This window comes from Kitasatospora sp. NPDC101108 (genome assembly GCF_055584725.1).
This window is the reverse complement of the sequence record NZ_JBVJLM010000008.1, coordinates 190,752-205,998: the sequence shown is the minus strand read 5'-3', so window position 1 is coordinate 205,998 and position 15,247 is coordinate 190,752. Positions and strand designations below refer to the sequence as shown.

Annotated in this window: 17 protein-coding genes; 6 read left to right on the top strand and 11 right to left on the bottom strand. The window is 72.6% G+C overall.

The features are described 5' to 3' along the window. Positions 1–167 precede the first annotated feature (167 nt). From ACZ6Z8_RS19775 to ACZ6Z8_RS19765, 3 genes are all read left to right on the top strand, one after another. Positions 168–1,325, top strand: a complete 1,158-nt coding sequence (locus ACZ6Z8_RS19775) for a LacI family DNA-binding transcriptional regulator (protein WP_270145572.1) — start codon at positions 168–170, stop codon at positions 1,323–1,325. A gap of 225 nt (positions 1,326–1,550) precedes the next feature. Beyond that, on the top strand, positions 1,551–2,987 hold the full coding sequence (locus ACZ6Z8_RS19770) for a metallophosphoesterase (protein ID WP_465611326.1): 1,437 nt from the start codon (positions 1,551–1,553) through the stop codon (positions 2,985–2,987). A gap of 259 nt (positions 2,988–3,246) precedes the next feature. Beyond that, positions 3,247–4,074, top strand: a complete 828-nt coding sequence (locus ACZ6Z8_RS19765) for a hypothetical protein (protein ID WP_465611325.1) — start codon at positions 3,247–3,249, stop codon at positions 4,072–4,074. Positions 4,075–4,241: 167 nt separating this feature from the next. On the opposite strand, the gene ACZ6Z8_RS19760 is transcribed toward ACZ6Z8_RS19765, so the two are convergent. Beyond that, a complete protein-coding gene (locus ACZ6Z8_RS19760) occupies positions 4,242–5,138 on the bottom strand; it encodes a LysR family transcriptional regulator (RefSeq protein ID WP_465611324.1) in 897 nt (298 codons plus the stop codon). Positions 5,139–5,282: 144 nt separating this feature from the next. On the opposite strand from ACZ6Z8_RS19760, the gene ACZ6Z8_RS19755 reads away from it, so the two are divergent. Beyond that, the gene (locus tag ACZ6Z8_RS19755) at positions 5,283–5,678 is read left to right on the top strand and encodes a VOC family protein (protein WP_465611443.1); all 396 of its coding nucleotides are present in this window, start codon (positions 5,283–5,285) and stop codon (positions 5,676–5,678) included. A 145-nt stretch (positions 5,679–5,823) separates the two neighbouring features. On the opposite strand, the gene ACZ6Z8_RS19750 is transcribed toward ACZ6Z8_RS19755, so the two are convergent. The 7 genes from ACZ6Z8_RS19750 to ACZ6Z8_RS19720 form a co-directional block, all read right to left on the bottom strand. After that, on the bottom strand, positions 5,824–5,976 hold the full coding sequence (locus ACZ6Z8_RS19750) for a hypothetical protein (RefSeq protein ID WP_465611444.1): 153 nt from the start codon (positions 5,974–5,976) through the stop codon (positions 5,824–5,826). A gap of 44 nt (positions 5,977–6,020) precedes the next feature. After that, positions 6,021–6,428, bottom strand: a complete 408-nt coding sequence (locus ACZ6Z8_RS19745; protein WP_465611323.1) for a type II toxin-antitoxin system VapC family toxin — start codon at positions 6,426–6,428, stop codon at positions 6,021–6,023. Further along, positions 6,425–6,655, bottom strand: a complete 231-nt coding sequence (locus ACZ6Z8_RS19740) for a FitA-like ribbon-helix-helix domain-containing protein (RefSeq protein WP_033348302.1) — start codon at positions 6,653–6,655, stop codon at positions 6,425–6,427. The genes ACZ6Z8_RS19745 and ACZ6Z8_RS19740 overlap by 4 nt, the downstream gene beginning before the upstream one ends. A gap of 109 nt (positions 6,656–6,764) precedes the next feature. Further along, positions 6,765–8,579, bottom strand: a complete 1,815-nt coding sequence (thiC, locus tag ACZ6Z8_RS19735) for a phosphomethylpyrimidine synthase ThiC (protein ID WP_465611322.1) — start codon at positions 8,577–8,579, stop codon at positions 6,765–6,767. Positions 8,580–8,919: 340 nt separating this feature from the next. Next, the gene (locus ACZ6Z8_RS19730) at positions 8,920–9,120 is read right to left on the bottom strand and encodes a DUF5326 family protein (RefSeq protein WP_030278197.1); all 201 of its coding nucleotides are present in this window, start codon (positions 9,118–9,120) and stop codon (positions 8,920–8,922) included. 180 nt (positions 9,121–9,300) lie between these two features. Continuing rightward, on the bottom strand, positions 9,301–9,969 hold the full coding sequence (gene tenA / locus ACZ6Z8_RS19725; RefSeq protein WP_465611321.1) for a thiaminase II: 669 nt from the start codon (positions 9,967–9,969) through the stop codon (positions 9,301–9,303). Positions 9,970–9,987: 18 nt separating this feature from the next. Next, on the bottom strand, positions 9,988–10,305 hold the full coding sequence (locus ACZ6Z8_RS19720; protein WP_402825226.1) for a cupin domain-containing protein: 318 nt from the start codon (positions 10,303–10,305) through the stop codon (positions 9,988–9,990). 176 nt (positions 10,306–10,481) lie between these two features. On the opposite strand from ACZ6Z8_RS19720, the gene ACZ6Z8_RS19715 reads away from it, so the two are divergent. Next, the gene (locus ACZ6Z8_RS19715; RefSeq protein WP_465611320.1) at positions 10,482–10,862 is read left to right on the top strand and encodes a phage holin family protein; all 381 of its coding nucleotides are present in this window, start codon (positions 10,482–10,484) and stop codon (positions 10,860–10,862) included. Positions 10,863–10,989: 127 nt separating this feature from the next. On the opposite strand, the gene ACZ6Z8_RS19710 is transcribed toward ACZ6Z8_RS19715, so the two are convergent. After that, complete coding sequence (locus ACZ6Z8_RS19710; RefSeq protein WP_465611319.1) at positions 10,990–11,412, bottom strand: SsgA family sporulation/cell division regulator; 423 nt, start codon at positions 11,410–11,412, stop codon at positions 10,990–10,992. Between the two features lie 137 nt (positions 11,413–11,549). Here ACZ6Z8_RS19710 and ACZ6Z8_RS19705 point away from each other — a divergent pair, with 137 nt between their 5' ends. Further along, positions 11,550–12,092: an NUDIX domain-containing protein gene (locus ACZ6Z8_RS19705; protein WP_391491782.1), complete on the top strand. Its 543-nt coding sequence runs from the start codon at positions 11,550–11,552 to the stop codon at positions 12,090–12,092. Here the strand turns inward: ACZ6Z8_RS19705 and ACZ6Z8_RS19700 are convergent, their stop codons facing one another. Next, a complete protein-coding gene (locus ACZ6Z8_RS19700) occupies positions 12,093–13,661 on the bottom strand; it encodes a globin domain-containing protein (protein ID WP_465611318.1) in 1,569 nt (522 codons plus the stop codon). A gap of 229 nt (positions 13,662–13,890) precedes the next feature. Then, entirely contained in the window at positions 13,891–15,243 is a 1,353-nt protein-coding gene (locus tag ACZ6Z8_RS19695) for a dihydrolipoamide acetyltransferase family protein (RefSeq protein ID WP_465611442.1), read from the bottom strand. Between the last annotated feature and the right edge of the window lie 4 nt (positions 15,244–15,247).

The following is a 15,247-nucleotide window of genomic DNA, read 5'->3' as shown; positions in this document are numbered from 1 at the left end:
ATCAGCCATTCTGCCCGGTTCCTTTGGCACATGTCAGAGGTAAGAAGCCTGGTTTCAGAAGGGGATCGAAGGGGCGCACCCCGGCTCACTCTTGGAGAAACGTATCTCCGAAGGCTCCCGATGCGCCGGTCACAGACCCTTGTCAGGAGCCATACGATCGGTCCGCCATGACAGCAGCAGCCAACCAGAGCGGTCGGCGACCTACCACCTCACGGCGTCTGGAGCGGGCCGGCATCCGGGATGTGGCAGCAGCCGCCGGAGTGTCGATCACCACCGTCTCCGATGCGCTGAACGGAAAGGGCCGCCTGCCCGACGAGACCCGCAGCCGGGTGCGCGAGGTCGCCGAGCGCCTCGGCTACCGCCCCTCCGCGGCGGCCCGCACCCTGCGCACCGGACGGTCCGGCCTGATCGGGCTCACCGTCACGACCTACGGCGAAGAGCCCTTCACCTTCACCGAGTTCGCGTACTTCGCCGAGATGGCCCGGGCCGCCACCAGCGCCGCCCTGGGCCGCGGCTACGCGCTGGTGGTGCTGCCCGCCTCCTCCCGCCACGACGTCTGGGGCAACATCGCCCTGGACGGCACCGTGGTGATCGACCCGCCCGACCAGGACCCGCTGGTCAGTGAGCTGTACCGGTCCGGCGTGCCGGTGGTCAGCGACGGCAAGCCCGGCAACTGCCCGGTCACCGCCTGGGTCGACAACGACCACGAGGCGGCCGTACTCGGCATCCTCGACCACCTCTCCGAGGCCGGCGCCCGCCGGATCGGCCTGCTCACCGGCACCAGCACCGACACCTACACCCGGCTCTCCACCGAGGCCTACCTCGGCTGGTGCGCCAAGGTCGGCCAGGAGCCGGTGTACGAGGCCTACCCGGCGCACGACCCGGCGGCCGGCGCGGTCGCCGCCGACCGGCTGCTCGCCCGCCCCGACCGGCCGGACGCCGTCTACGGCCTGTTCGACCCCAACGGCACCGACCTGCTGGCCGCCGCCCGCCGCTACGGCCTGCGGGTGCCGGACGACCTGCTGCTGGTCTGCTGCAGCGAGAGCGACGTCTACGCGGCCACCGAGCCGCCGATCACCACACTCTCGCTCAAGCCGCGCAAGATCGGCACGACCGTGGTCAACCTGCTCATCGACGCCATCGAGGGCGTCGACTCCGGGACGGGCGTGGACATCGCCCGGCTCTTCCCGCCGCGCTTCCGCACCGCCGGCAACGGCCCGCCGCCGGGCACCCTGATGCCGACCGAGCTGATCGTCCGCGCCTCCTCCCAGCGGCGGAGCCCGCGCACCACCGTCAGCCCGCCCCGCCCGCCGGGCGAGGTGTAGACCTCGCGCGCACCGGTCGTCGGCCGCCGGGAGGCCGACGACCGCAGGACACCGACGACCGCCGACAGGTCGGCGCTCCGCCGGTAGGCAGGTCGGCAAGAGGTCGGCAAGACCCTATCGAGCCGGGACAAAACGGACCTTGCGGTGCCGCCCGGCTGACGCTCCGGAGGATTGGATACCCACCAGGTGACGACGCCGGGAGAGTGGTCTTCCTATGATGGGCGAATGACACCCGAGGACCGCTTCCCCGGACCTGAGCACCCCCACTCAGGCCCCCGCCACCAGCCGGACCTCGACGTGCTGCCGTACGGCACCTACTACGAACCCGAGCCCGCCGCGGGCTACCAGAGCAGCGCACCGTACGAAGCGGAGACCTACAGCGGTTACGGCGGCGCACGCTACCTGGAGCAGCACTGGCCCGCCGACGGCCAGGGCCACGGGCACACCGTGCACGCCCAGGGGCTCGGCACCGACCAGGGGCCGGTCGACCAGGCGGCGGTCTTCTCGCACCAGGGCCAGGGCGACTACGAGGGGGATTACGAGGGCGGGTACGAGGCCGCCGGGTACGAAGGCGGCTACGACACCCCGGAGCACGCCGGCCACGACGTCCGCTCGGGGCACGACGTCCGCACCGGCCACGACGTCCACTCGGGCCACGAGGTCCACTCCGGCCACGAGGTCCACTCGGGCCATGACGTCCAGGACCACCCCGGCTACGAGCCCACCCTGCCCGACCAGCCCTCCCCGGCCCTCCAGCTCGCCGAGCGCGACGACCCGCCGACCATCGAGCTCGGCCCGCCGCTGCCCGACCCCGCCGCCCCGACCTACCCCTACCCGGCCCCCGGCCCCGGCGAGCCGCCCGGCCCGGTGTACGTGGTCGGCGACGTGCACGGCTACCTCGACGAGCTGCGTGCCGAACTGCACCACCAGGGCCTGATCGACGCCGACGGCCACTGGTCGGCCGGCCGCGCCCGGATCTGGTTTCTCGGCGACTTCACCGACCGCGGCCCGGACGGCATCGGCGTCATCGACCTGGTCATGCAGCTCGCCGCCGAGGCGGCCGCGGCCGGCGGCTACTGCCGCGCCCTGATGGGCAATCACGAACTGCTCTTCCTCGGCGCCCACAAGTACGGCGACGAGCCCGTCCAGTCCACCGCCGGCACCGCCTCCTTCCTCGCCGCCTGGCGGCTCAACGGCGGCCAGCAGAACGACCTGGACCGCCTGGAGGCCCACCACATCAGCTGGCTGTCCCGGCTGCCCGCCATCGGGCTGGAGGACGGGCACCTGCTGCTGCACTCCGACACCACCGCGTACCTGGAGTACGGCGAGTCCATCCCCGACGTCAACGACGCGGTGCACAGCCTGCTCGCCGACGGCGGGGTGGACGAGTGGTGGGACTGCTTCCGCCGCTTCACCAAGCGCTTCGCCTTCCGCGGCGACGCCGGCCCGACGGCCGTCCACGAGCTGCTCGACACCTACGGCGGCTCCCGGATCGTGCACGGGCACAGCCCGATCCCGTACCTCACCGGCGCGGTGCACGCGGACGACGGACAGCCGCCGCACATCCCGGGGCCGTACGTGTACGCGGACGACCTGGCGGTGGCGATGGACGGCGGGGTCACCATGGAGGGCCGGCTGCTGGTCGCCCGGCTGCCTATCTGACGATCGTTCAATAGTGGGACTTCACTAGAACAGTTGTTCCCAGCGCCCGGGCCCCCGCACGCGCGCCGTCCGGGGCGCGAAATTCCGGAAACCGACTGTCAGCACGGCCGCGCCCGCCCCTAACATGAGGCACACCACACCCGGCCGCCCGTCCGGCGGCCCGCCTCCGCGCCCGTCCCGGCGTTCCGAGGGTGTCCCGCGTCCCCGACGCGGCCCCGCGCCCTCGCTGCCGGCCGGGGTCCGCATGAACGGGGTCCCCATGTCCAACCCCCCGCCGCTGCACGCCGAGGACCGCCCGGAGTACGAGCGCCTCCTCGGCGAAGCACTGCGCGACCGCACCGTCCTCACCGCCCTGCGCGCGCCCGGCGCACTCACCGCCGACCAGCTGCGCGTCCTCGCCCTGCGCGACGCCGACGCCGTCAACACCGCGGCCGCCACCGAGTACGCCCACTACACCGCGCTGCGCGAGAGCCTGCGCGCCACCCCCGCGCCGCCGGCCGACGTCGAACCGTACGCCCCCGGGCTGCTCAGCCAACTGCGCTCCACCAACGGCGGCGCCGGGCTGTTCCCCGTGCTCACCGTGCTCACCCCGATCCTCGCCTGGTCCGCCGGGCTGGTCCTGCTGCTCGTCGGCTACCTGCTGCGCGCCGTCGACTCCGGCCTCCTGCTCGGCCGCTCGGTGGTCACCGCCGGCTGGGTCGCGCTCGCCGCCGGGGTCGCCGCGATGGCCGTCGGCGTCGTCGGGCTGCTGCTCACCGCCATACGCGACGGCGCCGCCGCCGTCCCGGCCGGCACCGACCCCGAGCTCGCCGCCGAACTCGCCACCGCCCGGGCCGAATGGCGCACCGCCCTGCGCGAGCGCGGCCTGCTGCCGTACCTCCACACCCACCTGCCGGCCGTCCCCGGCCGCCCGGCCGCCGGCTTCGCCGGCCCCGGGTACAGCCCGCCCGCCTTCACCAGCCCCGGCGCCGGAGGCCTCACCGACACCGACGGCCGCACCCCCCGCCCCGCCGCCTTCACCACACCCGACTTCACCGGGCCCGGCTACACCCCGCCCGACTTCACCGGGCCGGACGACGTCCGCTGACGCCGACCGGGGCCGGCCGAGCGGCGGACACCGCCGCACCCGTACCGGCCGTCCGTCCGACAGCCGCGCGGGTCAGCACCCGGCGGCCGGTCCAGCCCCGGCCGCCGGGTACCCCCACCTGCGCGCCATCTCCTGACGGGCCGACCGCCCGAACTCCGAACCCGGCCCTACGAACCCCCACCACCCGCGGCCACATCCGCCGTAGCCCGGATGAACTCCCGCACGCGCTCCGTGCTGTTGGCCGGAAGCCAGATCGGACCCCGCTCGATCGGCGGGGCGTCGTGGATGGGGACGTAGGCGAGGTCCGGGCGGGGGTAGTACTGGCGGCAGAGTTCGCCGACGGGCAGGACGCCACGGCCCATGGCGACCAGGCTGAGCATCTCGGAGAAGGTGGCGCCGGAGGGGCCCTTGGTGACGGGACGGCCCGACGGGGTGCGGTCGGGGGTGCGGTCCCGCTTGAAGCCGACCGAGGTGACCGCCGGGTACTGCACCACCGGGTGGTCCGCGAGCACCTCCAGTGACACCGAGGCCTCCGCGGCCAGCGGATGCCCGGCCGGGACGGCCAGGACGCGCCGCTCGGTGAGCAGGACCGGGCCGAGCGCCATGCCGTCGAAGGGGTAGGAGGCGACCAGGATGTCGATCGAGCCGTCCTCCAGGCTGGAGCGGGAGTTGGAGAGGTGCACCTCCCGCACGTCCACCCGGCAGTCGGGGTGCCGCTCACCGAACAACGCGACCACCCTGAGCAGCACCGGGGCCGTCCACTCCCCGAGGAACGCGACCCGCAGCTCGCCGGTCACCCCCCGGCCGGCGTCCACCGCCCGGCGCAGCGCCTGCTCCATCGCGGCCACCACCGGGGCGAGGTCCTCGGCCAGCTGCCGCCCGACCGGAGTGAGCCGTACGGACCGGCTGGTGCGGTCGAACAGCGGTGCGCCGATCCGGCGTTCCAGCTTCCTGACGACCTGGCTGACCCGGCCGGTGGTGAGGCGCAGCCGCTCGGCGGTCCGGCCGAAGTGCAGTTCCTCGGCGAGCGCGAGGAAGATCTCCGTCTCCAGCCGCTCCAGCATGCCGCCCCCGTCCCTGCCGTCACGCGCCCGGCATCGTTTAATCCAGCTCAATGATCCTACGGCGATCCGGCGTTGATGATCGCTTCCGTCCGGAGGATCGTGGAGCCCGTCCTCAGCGGAACCACACCACCGGAGCGGATCACCATGCGCGTCGTCGCCCTCGACCACCTGGTCCTCAACGTCGCCGATGTCGAGCGGTCGCTGGCCTTCTACACCGGCCTGCTGGGCCTGGAGCCGGTCCGGGTCGACGAGTGGCGGGCCGGCAAGGTCTCCTTCCCGTCCGTCCGGGTCACCCCGGACACGATCATCGACCTGTTCGACCGCCCCCGGCACGAGTCCAACGTCGACCACATCTGCCTCACCGTGGAGCCCCTCGACTGGCAGGAGGTCGTCGACTCCGGCGTCTTCACCGTCCTCGACGGTCCCGGCCCCCGCTACGGCGCCCGCGGCACCGGCACCTCCCTCTACGTCCAGGACCCGGACGGCAACACCGTCGAACTCCGCTGGTACTCCGAGGACACCATTCCCGCCACCGACTGACACAGCCTGCAGGTGCCGAGCACGCCGGGCAGCACGCTCGGGCCGTCCTACCAGGCGCCCAACGAAGCGCCGCCCCGAGAAGCGGAGGCTCCCGGGGCGGCGCTCAGGCGTCAGGCGTCAGCCGTCCTGCGTCAGCCGTCCTGCGTCAGTCGGCGAGGGGGAGGTAGACCCGGTTGCCCTGGGCGGCGAACTCGGCGGACTTCTCGGCCATGCCGGCCAGGGCCTCGGCGTCGAAGTCGCTGGTCACGGCCGTGGAGCCGTCACCGTGCTCGTCCCGGATCTTCTGGGAGATCTTCATCGAGCAGAGCTTCAACGAAGGCACACCTGGACGCGCCGCGCCGGCTAAGGGCGAACCGAAGCGAAGACCTCGATGTCGCACTTTGCCGCCCCGCTGCGCTTGATCCTCGCATCGCTGGTGATCAGCGGTACGCCGAGGGCTTCCGCCAGGGCGACGTACTGGGCGTCGTAGGCGCTGAGGTTGGCGTGCAGCTTCTTCACTCTGTCCCAGAACGGCAGCGTGTCCCGTTTGGCGATGGGAAGCATCCGGTAGGCGTCAACCGCCCTTTCCACCTCCCTCTCGGTCAGCTTGCCGCCACGCTGCATGCCGAGCAAGGCCGACTGGATCTCGTAGTCCAGGAGGGTGGGAGCGTAGACGTCCCCCGCCTCGGCCACACGGCTCCGGATGAGTTCTCCGTCGGGACTGTGGGCCGTGAGGACCAGGACCAGAGCGGAACAGTCGATAACGATCAACGCCCGGCTCGTCCCTCGTCGATGGCAGCGACGATGTCGGTGGCGCTGACGCGGGCGGTGGTCTCCCGGTTCAGCCGCTCCATCATCTCCGCCATCGTGGGCTTGGACGCTTCCCTTGCGATCAGGTCTTGCATGAACGCCTGGAGCGACTTGCCGGCCTGGGCTGCGCGGACCTTCAGGGTCTGGATCTGATCGTCCGGGACATCCCGGATGGTGAGCGCTGTCATATCTGCACTCTAGCATCAGTAGCTGCAAAATGCAGATATCACGCCGGTCGGTACCGCGTCGCCCCGGGAATCCAACGGGACCCGGAGCGACGCAGTCGGCGAGACCCGATCAGTCGGCCAGGGGGAGGTAGACCCGGTTGCCCTGGGCGGCGAACTCGGCGGACTTCTCGGCCATGCCGGCCAGGGCCTCGGCGTCGAAGTCGCTGGTCACGGCCGTGGAGCCGTCACCGTGCTCGTCCCGGATCTTCTGGGAGATCTTCATCGAGCAGAACTTCGGGCCGCACATCGAGCAGAAGTGGGCCGTCTTGGCGGGTTCGGCGGGGAGGGTCTCGTCGTGGAAGTCGCGGGCGGTCTCCGGGTCGAGGGCCAGGTTGAACTGGTCCTCCCAGCGGAACTCGAAGCGGGCGTCGGAGAGGGCGTCGTCCCAGGCCTGGGCGCCGGGGTGGCCCTTGGCGAGGTCGGCGGCGTGGGCGGCGATCTTGTAGGTGATCACGCCGGTCTTGACGTCGTCCCGGTTGGGCAGGCCCAGGTGCTCCTTGGGCGTGACGTAGCAGAGCATCGCGGTGCCCCACCAGGCGATCATCGCGGCGCCGATGCCCGAGGTGATGTGGTCGTAGCCGGGGGCGACGTCGGTGGTGAGGGGGCCGAGGGTGTAGAACGGCGCCTCGTCGCAGATCTCCTTCTGGAGATCCATGTTCTCCTTGATCTTGTTCATCGGGACGTGCCCCGGGCCCTCGATCATCACCTGGACGTCGCGCTCGCGGGCGATCCGGCCCAGCTCGCCGAGGGTCTGCAGCTCGGCGAACTGCGCCTCGTCGTTGGCGTCCGCGATGGAGCCGGGCCGCAGGCCGTCACCGAGCGAGAAGGTGACGTCGTAGGAGGCCAGGATGTCGCAGAGTTCCTCGAAGTTGGTGTAGAGGAAGTTCTCCTGGTGGTGGGCCAGGCACCACGCGGCCATGATGGAGCCGCCGCGCGAGACGATGCCGGTCTTGCGGCGCGCGGTGAGCGGCACGTACCGCAGCAGCACTCCGGCGTGGACGGTCATGTAGTCGACGCCCTGCTCGCACTGCTCGATGATGGTGTCCCGGTAGACCTCCCAGCTCAGCTCCTCGGCCTTGCCGTCGACCTTCTCCAGGGCCTGGTAGAGCGGCACGGTGCCGATCGGCACGGGGGAGTTGCGCAGGATCCACTCGCGGGTGGTGTGGATGTTGCGGCCGGTGGAGAGGTCCATGACGGTGTCGGCGCCCCAGCGGGTGGCCCAGGTCATCTTCTCCACCTCCTCCTCGATCGAGGAGGTGACCGCGGAGTTGCCGATGTTGGCGTTGATCTTCACCAGGAAGTTGGTGCCGATGATGGCCGGTTCCACCTCGGGGTGGTTCACGTTGACCGGGATGACGGCCCGGCCGCGGGCCACCTCGGCGCGCACGAACTCCGGCTCCAGGCCCTCGCGCAGCGCCACGAACTCCATCTCCGGCGTCACCACGCCCCGCTTGGCGTAGGCGAGTTGGGTGACGGCGGCGCCGGCGCGACCGCGCAGCGGGCGGCGCGGACGGCCGGGGAAGACGGCGTCCAGGTTGCGCAGGTTGCCCCCGCGCGGCGAGGTGTGCTTGATCCCGTCGTCCTCGGGGCGCGCCTCGCGGCCGTCGTACTCCTCGACGTCGCCGCGCTGGCGGATCCAGGCGTCGCGCAGGGCGGGCAGGCCGCGCCGCACGTCGGGCTCGTAGGCGGGGTCGGTGTACGGGCCGGAGGTGTCGTACAGCGGGACGGTCCGGCCGTTGGTGAGCTGCACCTCGCGGTACGGCACCCGCAGGTCCGGGCGGGATCCGTCGCGGTAGGCCTTGCGCCAGGCCGGGGTGGGATAGCCGGTGCGCTCGCTGCTGGGGGCGCTCTGGGCAGACTGCGGCTGTGCTTCGAACGTGGTCATCTGACCTCTACTCCCTACGCCGGCATTACCCGGTCAGGTTCCTGCGGTCGACGCAGCCGTCGGTCCGTCCGTCGACGTCCCGGTCAGCGCCCTCTCAGCCCGGTGCTCCGAGCTCCCGCGTCGCAGGCGGTGTTGCCTGCACATGACGCCCAACACGGTAGCGAGCCGATCGCCGCAGGTCCAGACGGTCCCCGAACGGAACCGGCCACGCGGAGCCGGCGGACGGACGATCCCAAGGCGGTCCGAAGGCGGCCCGAAGGCGGTGCAAAGGCCGAGGCCCGGCCCCCGCGGACGGGGTGCCGGGCCTCCGGAGGTGCTCCGCGCGGCGCGCGGAGCGGGGTCAGCTCTTGGCGGCCTTCTTCACCAGGATCACCACGGCGGCGGCGATGCCGACGACCACCAGCAGCTTGATCACGATGCTCAGCAGGGCGCCGACCACGCCGAACACGAAGGCGATGACGTTCCAGGCCAGCACCAGGACCAGCACCGGGATGACGATGTTGCGCACCCAGGAGGGCAGCGACTTCCAGAGCTCAGCCATGTCGGTTCCTCTTCTCCCCTCGGGCCGGCTGCCGTCCGGTGCCGCATCCCGCTTGCTTTCGATGCTTCGATCGTACGGGGGCGGGAGCGGCGGAACGAGGGCCAACGGCCCGGAGAGAACCCCGAGATCACCCCTATCCGACCCCCCGGGACGACCCCCGAGAAACGGCGGGGGCCGGGGTCAGACCGGCCAGCGCTCCCCGCGCCAGGCGGCGTCCCAGAACATCCACTCGTAGCGCGAGGTCGTCCTGAAGTGCTCGACCACCCGGCGCCGTTCGGCCGCCGAGAGCTCCTCGCCGAGCCGGTCGGTGAGCGTCAGCACCCGGCGCACCACGGACTGGAAGGCCTCGTCGCCGTAGGTGGCGATCCACTTGGCGTACAGCGGGTCGGGGGAGCCCTGGGCGAGCAGCGCCTCGCCTACCCGGGCGTAGATCCAGTAGCAGGGCAGCACCGCGCCGAGCGCCTCGGCGAAGGAGCCGCCGTACACGGTGGCCAGCAGATAGCTGGTGTAGGCCCGGGTGGTCGGCAGCACCGGTTCGGCGGCGGCCTCCTCGGCGGTGCCGCCGAAGGCGGTGAGGAACTCGGCGTGCATGCCCTGTTCCGCGGCCAGCGCGCCGACCGCGTCGTCGGCGAAGGCCCGGACGTCCTCCTCGCCGGGCGCCTTGGCGGCGCAGACGGCGAGCGCCCGGGCGTAGTCGCGCAGGTAGTGGGAGTCCTGGACGACGAAGTGGCGGAAGGCCTCGCGCGGCAGGGTGCCGTCGGTGAGGCCGCCGATGAAGGGGTGGGCGAGGATCTCGGCGTAGATCGGCTCGATCGACGCCCAGAGCTCGTCGGTGAGGCTACGGGTCATACCGGCGACCCTAAGCGCTCAGTCCTCCGGCGGGGAGAACACCACCAGCACCCGCAGCTCCTCGGTGATGTGGTGGAACCGGTGCGGGGTGCCGGCCGGGACGTACACCACGCTGCCGCGTCCGACGGTCGTGGTCTCGGCGCCGACGGTCAGCTCGGCGCGGCCGCTGATCACCTGGTAGATCTCGTCCTGGTCGTGCGCGGTCTGGGTGTCGGTGTCGCCGGGGGAGAGCGCGTACAGGCCGGCGGACATCCGCGGTTCGCGCAGGAACCGCAGGTACGCGCCGTCGTTGGCCGCCCGCTCCGCGTCCAGTTCGTCCAGCCGGAACACCTTCACCGCTGCCGTCCTCCTCCGCCCGTCGGGTCCCTCGCGTCCGTCGCGTGCACCGCGTCCGTCGCGTGCACCGTGTCCGTCGCGTCCGTCGCATCCACCGCGCGGACCAGGGGCATTCAACACCAACTCGTCCGGTGGGACCTTCCCCCGGGGCGGGGCGCCTGCCAGGCTTGGGCGCCATGAAGGGTTTCGTCATCAAAACACTGATCAACGCGGCGGCCATCTGGGTCGCCGCTTGGATCGTCAGCGGCATCCAACTCGCCGAGGGCAAGGCCGACTGGCAGCACAAGGCACTCACGGTGCTCGGCGTGGCCGTGGTCTTCGGCCTCATCAACTGGCTGATCAAGCCGGTGGTGAAGCTGTTCTCGTTCCCGCTGTTCATCCTCACGCTGGGCCTGATCACCTTCGTGATCAACGCCCTGATGCTGCTGCTCACCTCCTGGGCGTCCAGCAGGCTGGAGCTGGACTTCCATGTGGTCAACTTCGGTTCGGCACTGGTCGGTTCACTGATCATCAGCCTCGTTGCCTGGGGCCTGCACCTGGCCCTGGACGACGACTGACCCGGTCGTGCGGCCGTCGCACACCACGACGCGGAAGGGGCCGTGCCCGGGTGGGTCCACCGGGTACCGGCCCCTTCGCCGTGTCCGGGTGGTCCACCGGTACCGGCCTGCCGCCGTTCCCGGCCGCTCAACCCGCGTCGCACCCCCTGAGGATGGCCGCGAGCTGGGCGTCGAGCTCCCGCCCGGTGAGCTCCTGCCCCGTCGGCACCAGCCGGTCGGTGCGCGCCAGGAAGGCGACCAGCGGCGCCGCCGGGGCGTGCAGCACGGCGTCCCCGTTGGGGGTGTGCAGCGCGATGCGGACCTCCGGGGGCTCCCCGCCGAGCGGGTGGATGTGGACGTCCCCCTCTCCGGACGGGCGGCCGAGGCCGTCCCGCAGCAGCTCGCGCGCGAACACCCAGGTGACGGGGGCGTCGCCGGGCAGGTTGAAGGCGAACCGGACCGCGTACGGATCGCCGGCCTCGTACACCAGGTCCGCCCCGATGCCGAAGGACAGCTCGGGCGAGACCACGAGGCTCATCCCCAGGTGCTCCTGGACTGTGCTGTGCTGCATGGCGCTGGTACCTCTCTGACGAACGACGGGTTCGGAAGCCGAACGGTGGACTTCGGAGCACACCCGACCGGGTGGGCGTTTCGACCTCCGCCCCGCGCGGCAGACTCCCGCACAACGCTCCAGCCCCGGAGGTCGCCATGGGCCCCGACAACCGAACCCCGCCACCGCGCCCGGTGGTCAAGCGGACCGCGCGGGCGATCCTGCTGGAGCTGGACCCGGACGACCCGTACGGCCCGGCCTCGATCGTGCTGATCCGGCGGGTGCGGCCCGGGGCGCCGCACCCGTACTGGATCACCCCCGGCGGCGGCGTCGAGCGGGACGACCGCACGGTGGTGGAGGCACTGCACCGCGAGGTGGACGAGGAGCTCGGCGGCAAGATCGTGGACGTGGTGCCCGCCTTCGTCGACACCATCAGCCACACCCACCACGACGACGGCACCCTGCTGCACCCCCACGGGGTCAAGGTGCAGCACTTCTTCGTCTGCCGCCTGGCCTCCATGGACCTCAGCCGGCGGCACGGGCCCGAGGTGACGGATCCCAACGGTGAGTACCAGGTGGTCCGGCTGCCGTTCACCCGCGAGGGCGTGACCTCGGTGAACGTCGTCCCGCCCCGGCTGCGGGCGTACCTGGCGGCCAACATCGAGGGCATCCGCGCGCTCCTCGCACCCGATCTCGGCTGATCACCCGGCGGCCCGCTCGCCCACCAGGTCGTGCCGGATCCGCTCGGCCGGCAGGCCCATCCGCAGCAGCACCCCGACCCCGCGCCGGACCATCGCGGGTGGACCGCTGAGCACCGCCTCGCGGCCGCTCCACGGGCCGAACCGGCCCACCACCTCGGGCAGTTCGCCGGTCAGCACGCCCTCGGCCGGGCCGGTGCCGGAGAGCACCGGCCGCACCGTCAGCCAGGGCAGGCGGTCCGCCAGCCCCTGCAGCGCGTCCAGCTCGTACAGCTCGGCGGCCTGGCGGGCCCCGTAGAACACCTCGACGCTGCGGCCGGGGCCGCCGTGCCCGGCCGCCTCCTCGACCAGGGCGCGGATCGGCGCGATGCCGGTACCGCCGCCGAGGCAGAGCAGGTCGGTGCCGGCGCTGTGGTCGACGGTCATCGAGCCGGCCGCCGGGCCGAGCCGCAGCACGTCCCCGGGTGCGGCCCGGTGCACCAGCGCGTTGCTCACCCAGCCCGCCTGGACGGCCTTGACGTGGAAGGTCAGCAGCCCGTCCGGGCGGGGCGCGGAGGCGAAGGAGTAGTGCCGCCAGACCCGCGGCCACCAGGGCGTCTCCAGGCTGCAGTACTGGCCGGCCCGGAACGGGTAGGCCTGGTCCGGGCGGACGGTGAGCACCGCGACATCCCGGGTACGGCGCTCGTGCCGCACCACCTCGCCCTGCCACCAGGGCGGCGAGGTCCGGGCGTCCTCCTCGGCGGCCTCGATCATCATGCCGGAGATCAGCCGGTAGGCGCGGCGCCAGGCCAGTTCGGTGTCGGCGCCCCAGCGGCTGCCCGCGTACCGGGCCAGCGCCTGCACCAGACACTCCCCCACCGGGGCGTAGTGGCCGGTCAGAGTGCCGTAGCGGCGGTGGCCGCGGCCGAGATCGCTCATCCGGGCGCGCAGCGCCGCCGGGTCCTCGGCGCCGCGGGCGGCGGCGAGCAGGGCGCGGAACAGCCGGTCGCGCTGGACGTCCATGGCGGCGGGGAAGAGCGAGCGGACCTCCGGGTGCCGGAGGAAGAGCAGGGCGTAGAAGTGCGCGGTGGCCCGGTCGGCGACCGGCTCGACGACGGCGAGGCTGGCCCGGATCAGCTCGATGTCCCGCGCGGTGAGCGGGAGTTCGACGTCCTCGGCACTCGAAAGCGCGACGGGCAGGGCTACCGGCGGCTGCGCTGCCGGACGCCGTGGGGCGGACGGCTGGGGCGCCCGACCGCCGCCGGGGCCGGACCAGTTGAGCCCAGGAGCGTCGGCGAAGAGGGGCTGGAAGCAGGGCGCGGTACCGGTGGTCGAGGGCGACTCGGGGAGCGCGGGGACGGTCGGCGGCTCGACGGGCCGCGGCGGAATCACCGGCACCGCCGGCACCGTCGGCGTCGGCGGCCCGGACCGCACCGCCTCGCCGACCGCCGCTTCGGCCGGCACCGGCTCCGGCGCCGACGCTTCGGCCGCCGCCACCGGTTCGGGCTCGTGCGCCTCCGGCAGGCCCGGGACGGCGGCGGCCCCCGCCGAGCCGAGCCCGGTACGGATGAGGAGTGTTCTGCGGGACTTCACCGCTGCGTTTCGAGTACCCAAGAGAATCGTTTCGCCTCCGGCCGGCCTGCGTCACCACCTGGCTTGTCTCTGCTGACGCCTAGGTTGGCACGCCCGGAAAGCTCATCCGATAAATCACGCGAAGCCCGGACACCCGGCCCGGGAACGCGCTACTCTCACGTGATCGGCGGTCGCCCTGAGTGCCGAGCAGCACACCCAGGGCGACCCCGCCCTGCTCAGTGCGGTGGGGTCACAGCTGTCGCAGCAGCATGCCCGGCTGCTCCACGCAGTCCGCCACGAACCGCAGGAACCCGCCGGCCGTCCCGCCGTCGCAGACCCGGTGGTCGAAGGTGAAGGACAGCTGCGTCACCTCGCGCACCGCCAACTCCCCGCCGTACACCCAGGGTTTGGCCACGATCCGGCCGACCCCGAGCATCGCCGCCTCGGGGTGGTTGAGGATCGGGGTGGAGCCGTCCACGCCGAACACCCCGTAGTTGTTCAACGTGAAGGTGCCGCCGGTCAGTTCGGCCGGGGTGAGCGAGCCGCTGCGCGCCGACTCGGTCAACCGCCCGAGCTCCGCGCCGAGCTGCTCGGTGCTGCGGGCGTGCGCGTCCCGGACCACCGGGACGACCAGCCCGCGCTCGCCCTGAGCGGCGAAGCCCAGGTGCACCGCCGAGTGCCGGACGATGCCCGAACCGTCCTCGGTCACACTGGAGTTGAGCTCCGGGAAGCGCGCCAGCGCGACCGTGCAGATCCGGGCCAGCAGCGCCAGCACGCTCACCTTCGGGCCCGGCGTGGCGTTCAACTGCCGTCGCAGCGCCATCAGTTCGGTGGCATCCACGTCCACCCAGCAGGTCGCCGCGGGGATCTCCCGGTGGCTGCGGCTGAGCTTCTCGGCCACCGCCCTGCGCAGCCCGCGCAGCGGGACGACCTCGTCCTGCGCGACCGCCACCTGCGCGACCGCCGTCGGCGCGGCGGGCGCCGACGCCGCGGACCCCGGGGCGGCGGACACCGGAGCGGCGACCTTGGCCGCGACCGCCCGCTCGACGTCCGCCCGCATGATCAGCCCGTCCGGCCCGCTGCCGGAGAGCGCGGTCAGGTCGACCCCCTGCTCCCGGGCCAGCCGCCGCACCAACGGCGAGATCACCGGCACCACGACCGGAGCGGCAGGGGCAACCGGAGCCGCCACCGCAACGGGAGCAGGAGCAGGAGCAGGGGCATGAGCAGGAGCAGCCGCCCCCACCCGGCGCCGCCGCGTCCCCCTGCTCTCGGCGACCCCGTACCCCACCAACGGCCGCTCGACCTCGGCGGAAACCACGACAGCGGAAGAAGCAGGGTCACCCGCCTCGCCCCCCGCCGAAGCCACGGCCACCGTCACCAACGGCGCGCCGACGGCGATCTCCTCGCCCTCCGCCCCGTACCGAGCGGTGACCACCCCGCCGTACGGGCAGGGCACCTCCACCACGGCCTTGGCCGTCTCGACCTCCACCACCGGCTGGTCGACCGCGATCACCTCGCCGACCTCGACCATCCAGCGCACCACCTCCGCCCCGGTGAGCCCCTCACCGAGGTCGGGCAGCCGGAACTCCCGCACGACGGGCATCATC

What these genes read in the sequence shown, in the direction of transcription:
- ACZ6Z8_RS19775 (WP_270145572.1), top strand. Translation starts at nt 168, where the DNA reads ATGACAGCAGCAGCCAACCAGAGCGGTCGGCGACCTACCACCTCACGG.
- ACZ6Z8_RS19770 (WP_465611326.1), top strand. Translation starts at nt 1,551, where the DNA reads ATGACACCCGAGGACCGCTTCCCCGGACCTGAGCACCCCCACTCAGGC.
- ACZ6Z8_RS19765 (WP_465611325.1), top strand. Translation starts at nt 3,247, where the DNA reads ATGTCCAACCCCCCGCCGCTGCACGCCGAGGACCGCCCGGAGTACGAG.
- ACZ6Z8_RS19760 (WP_465611324.1), bottom strand. Translation starts at nt 5,138, where the DNA reads ATGCTGGAGCGGCTGGAGACGGAGATCTTCCTCGCGCTCGCCGAGGAA.
- ACZ6Z8_RS19755 (WP_465611443.1), top strand. Translation starts at nt 5,283, where the DNA reads ATGCGCGTCGTCGCCCTCGACCACCTGGTCCTCAACGTCGCCGATGTC.
- ACZ6Z8_RS19750 (WP_465611444.1), bottom strand. Translation starts at nt 5,976, where the DNA reads ATGAAGATCTCCCAGAAGATCCGGGACGAGCACGGTGACGGCTCCACG.
- ACZ6Z8_RS19740 (WP_033348302.1), bottom strand. Translation starts at nt 6,655, where the DNA reads ATGACAGCGCTCACCATCCGGGATGTCCCGGACGATCAGATCCAGACC.
- thiC (WP_465611322.1), bottom strand. Translation starts at nt 8,579, where the DNA reads ATGACCACGTTCGAAGCACAGCCGCAGTCTGCCCAGAGCGCCCCCAGC.
- ACZ6Z8_RS19730 (WP_030278197.1), bottom strand. Translation starts at nt 9,120, where the DNA reads ATGGCTGAGCTCTGGAAGTCGCTGCCCTCCTGGGTGCGCAACATCGTC.
- tenA (WP_465611321.1), bottom strand. Translation starts at nt 9,969, where the DNA reads ATGACCCGTAGCCTCACCGACGAGCTCTGGGCGTCGATCGAGCCGATC.
- ACZ6Z8_RS19715 (WP_465611320.1), top strand. Translation starts at nt 10,482, where the DNA reads ATGAAGGGTTTCGTCATCAAAACACTGATCAACGCGGCGGCCATCTGG.
- ACZ6Z8_RS19710 (WP_465611319.1), bottom strand. Translation starts at nt 11,412, where the DNA reads ATGCAGCACAGCACAGTCCAGGAGCACCTGGGGATGAGCCTCGTGGTC.
- ACZ6Z8_RS19705 (WP_391491782.1), top strand. Translation starts at nt 11,550, where the DNA reads ATGGGCCCCGACAACCGAACCCCGCCACCGCGCCCGGTGGTCAAGCGG.
- ACZ6Z8_RS19695 (WP_465611442.1), bottom strand. Translation starts at nt 15,243, where the DNA reads ATGCCCGTCGTGCGGGAGTTCCGGCTGCCCGACCTCGGTGAGGGGCTC.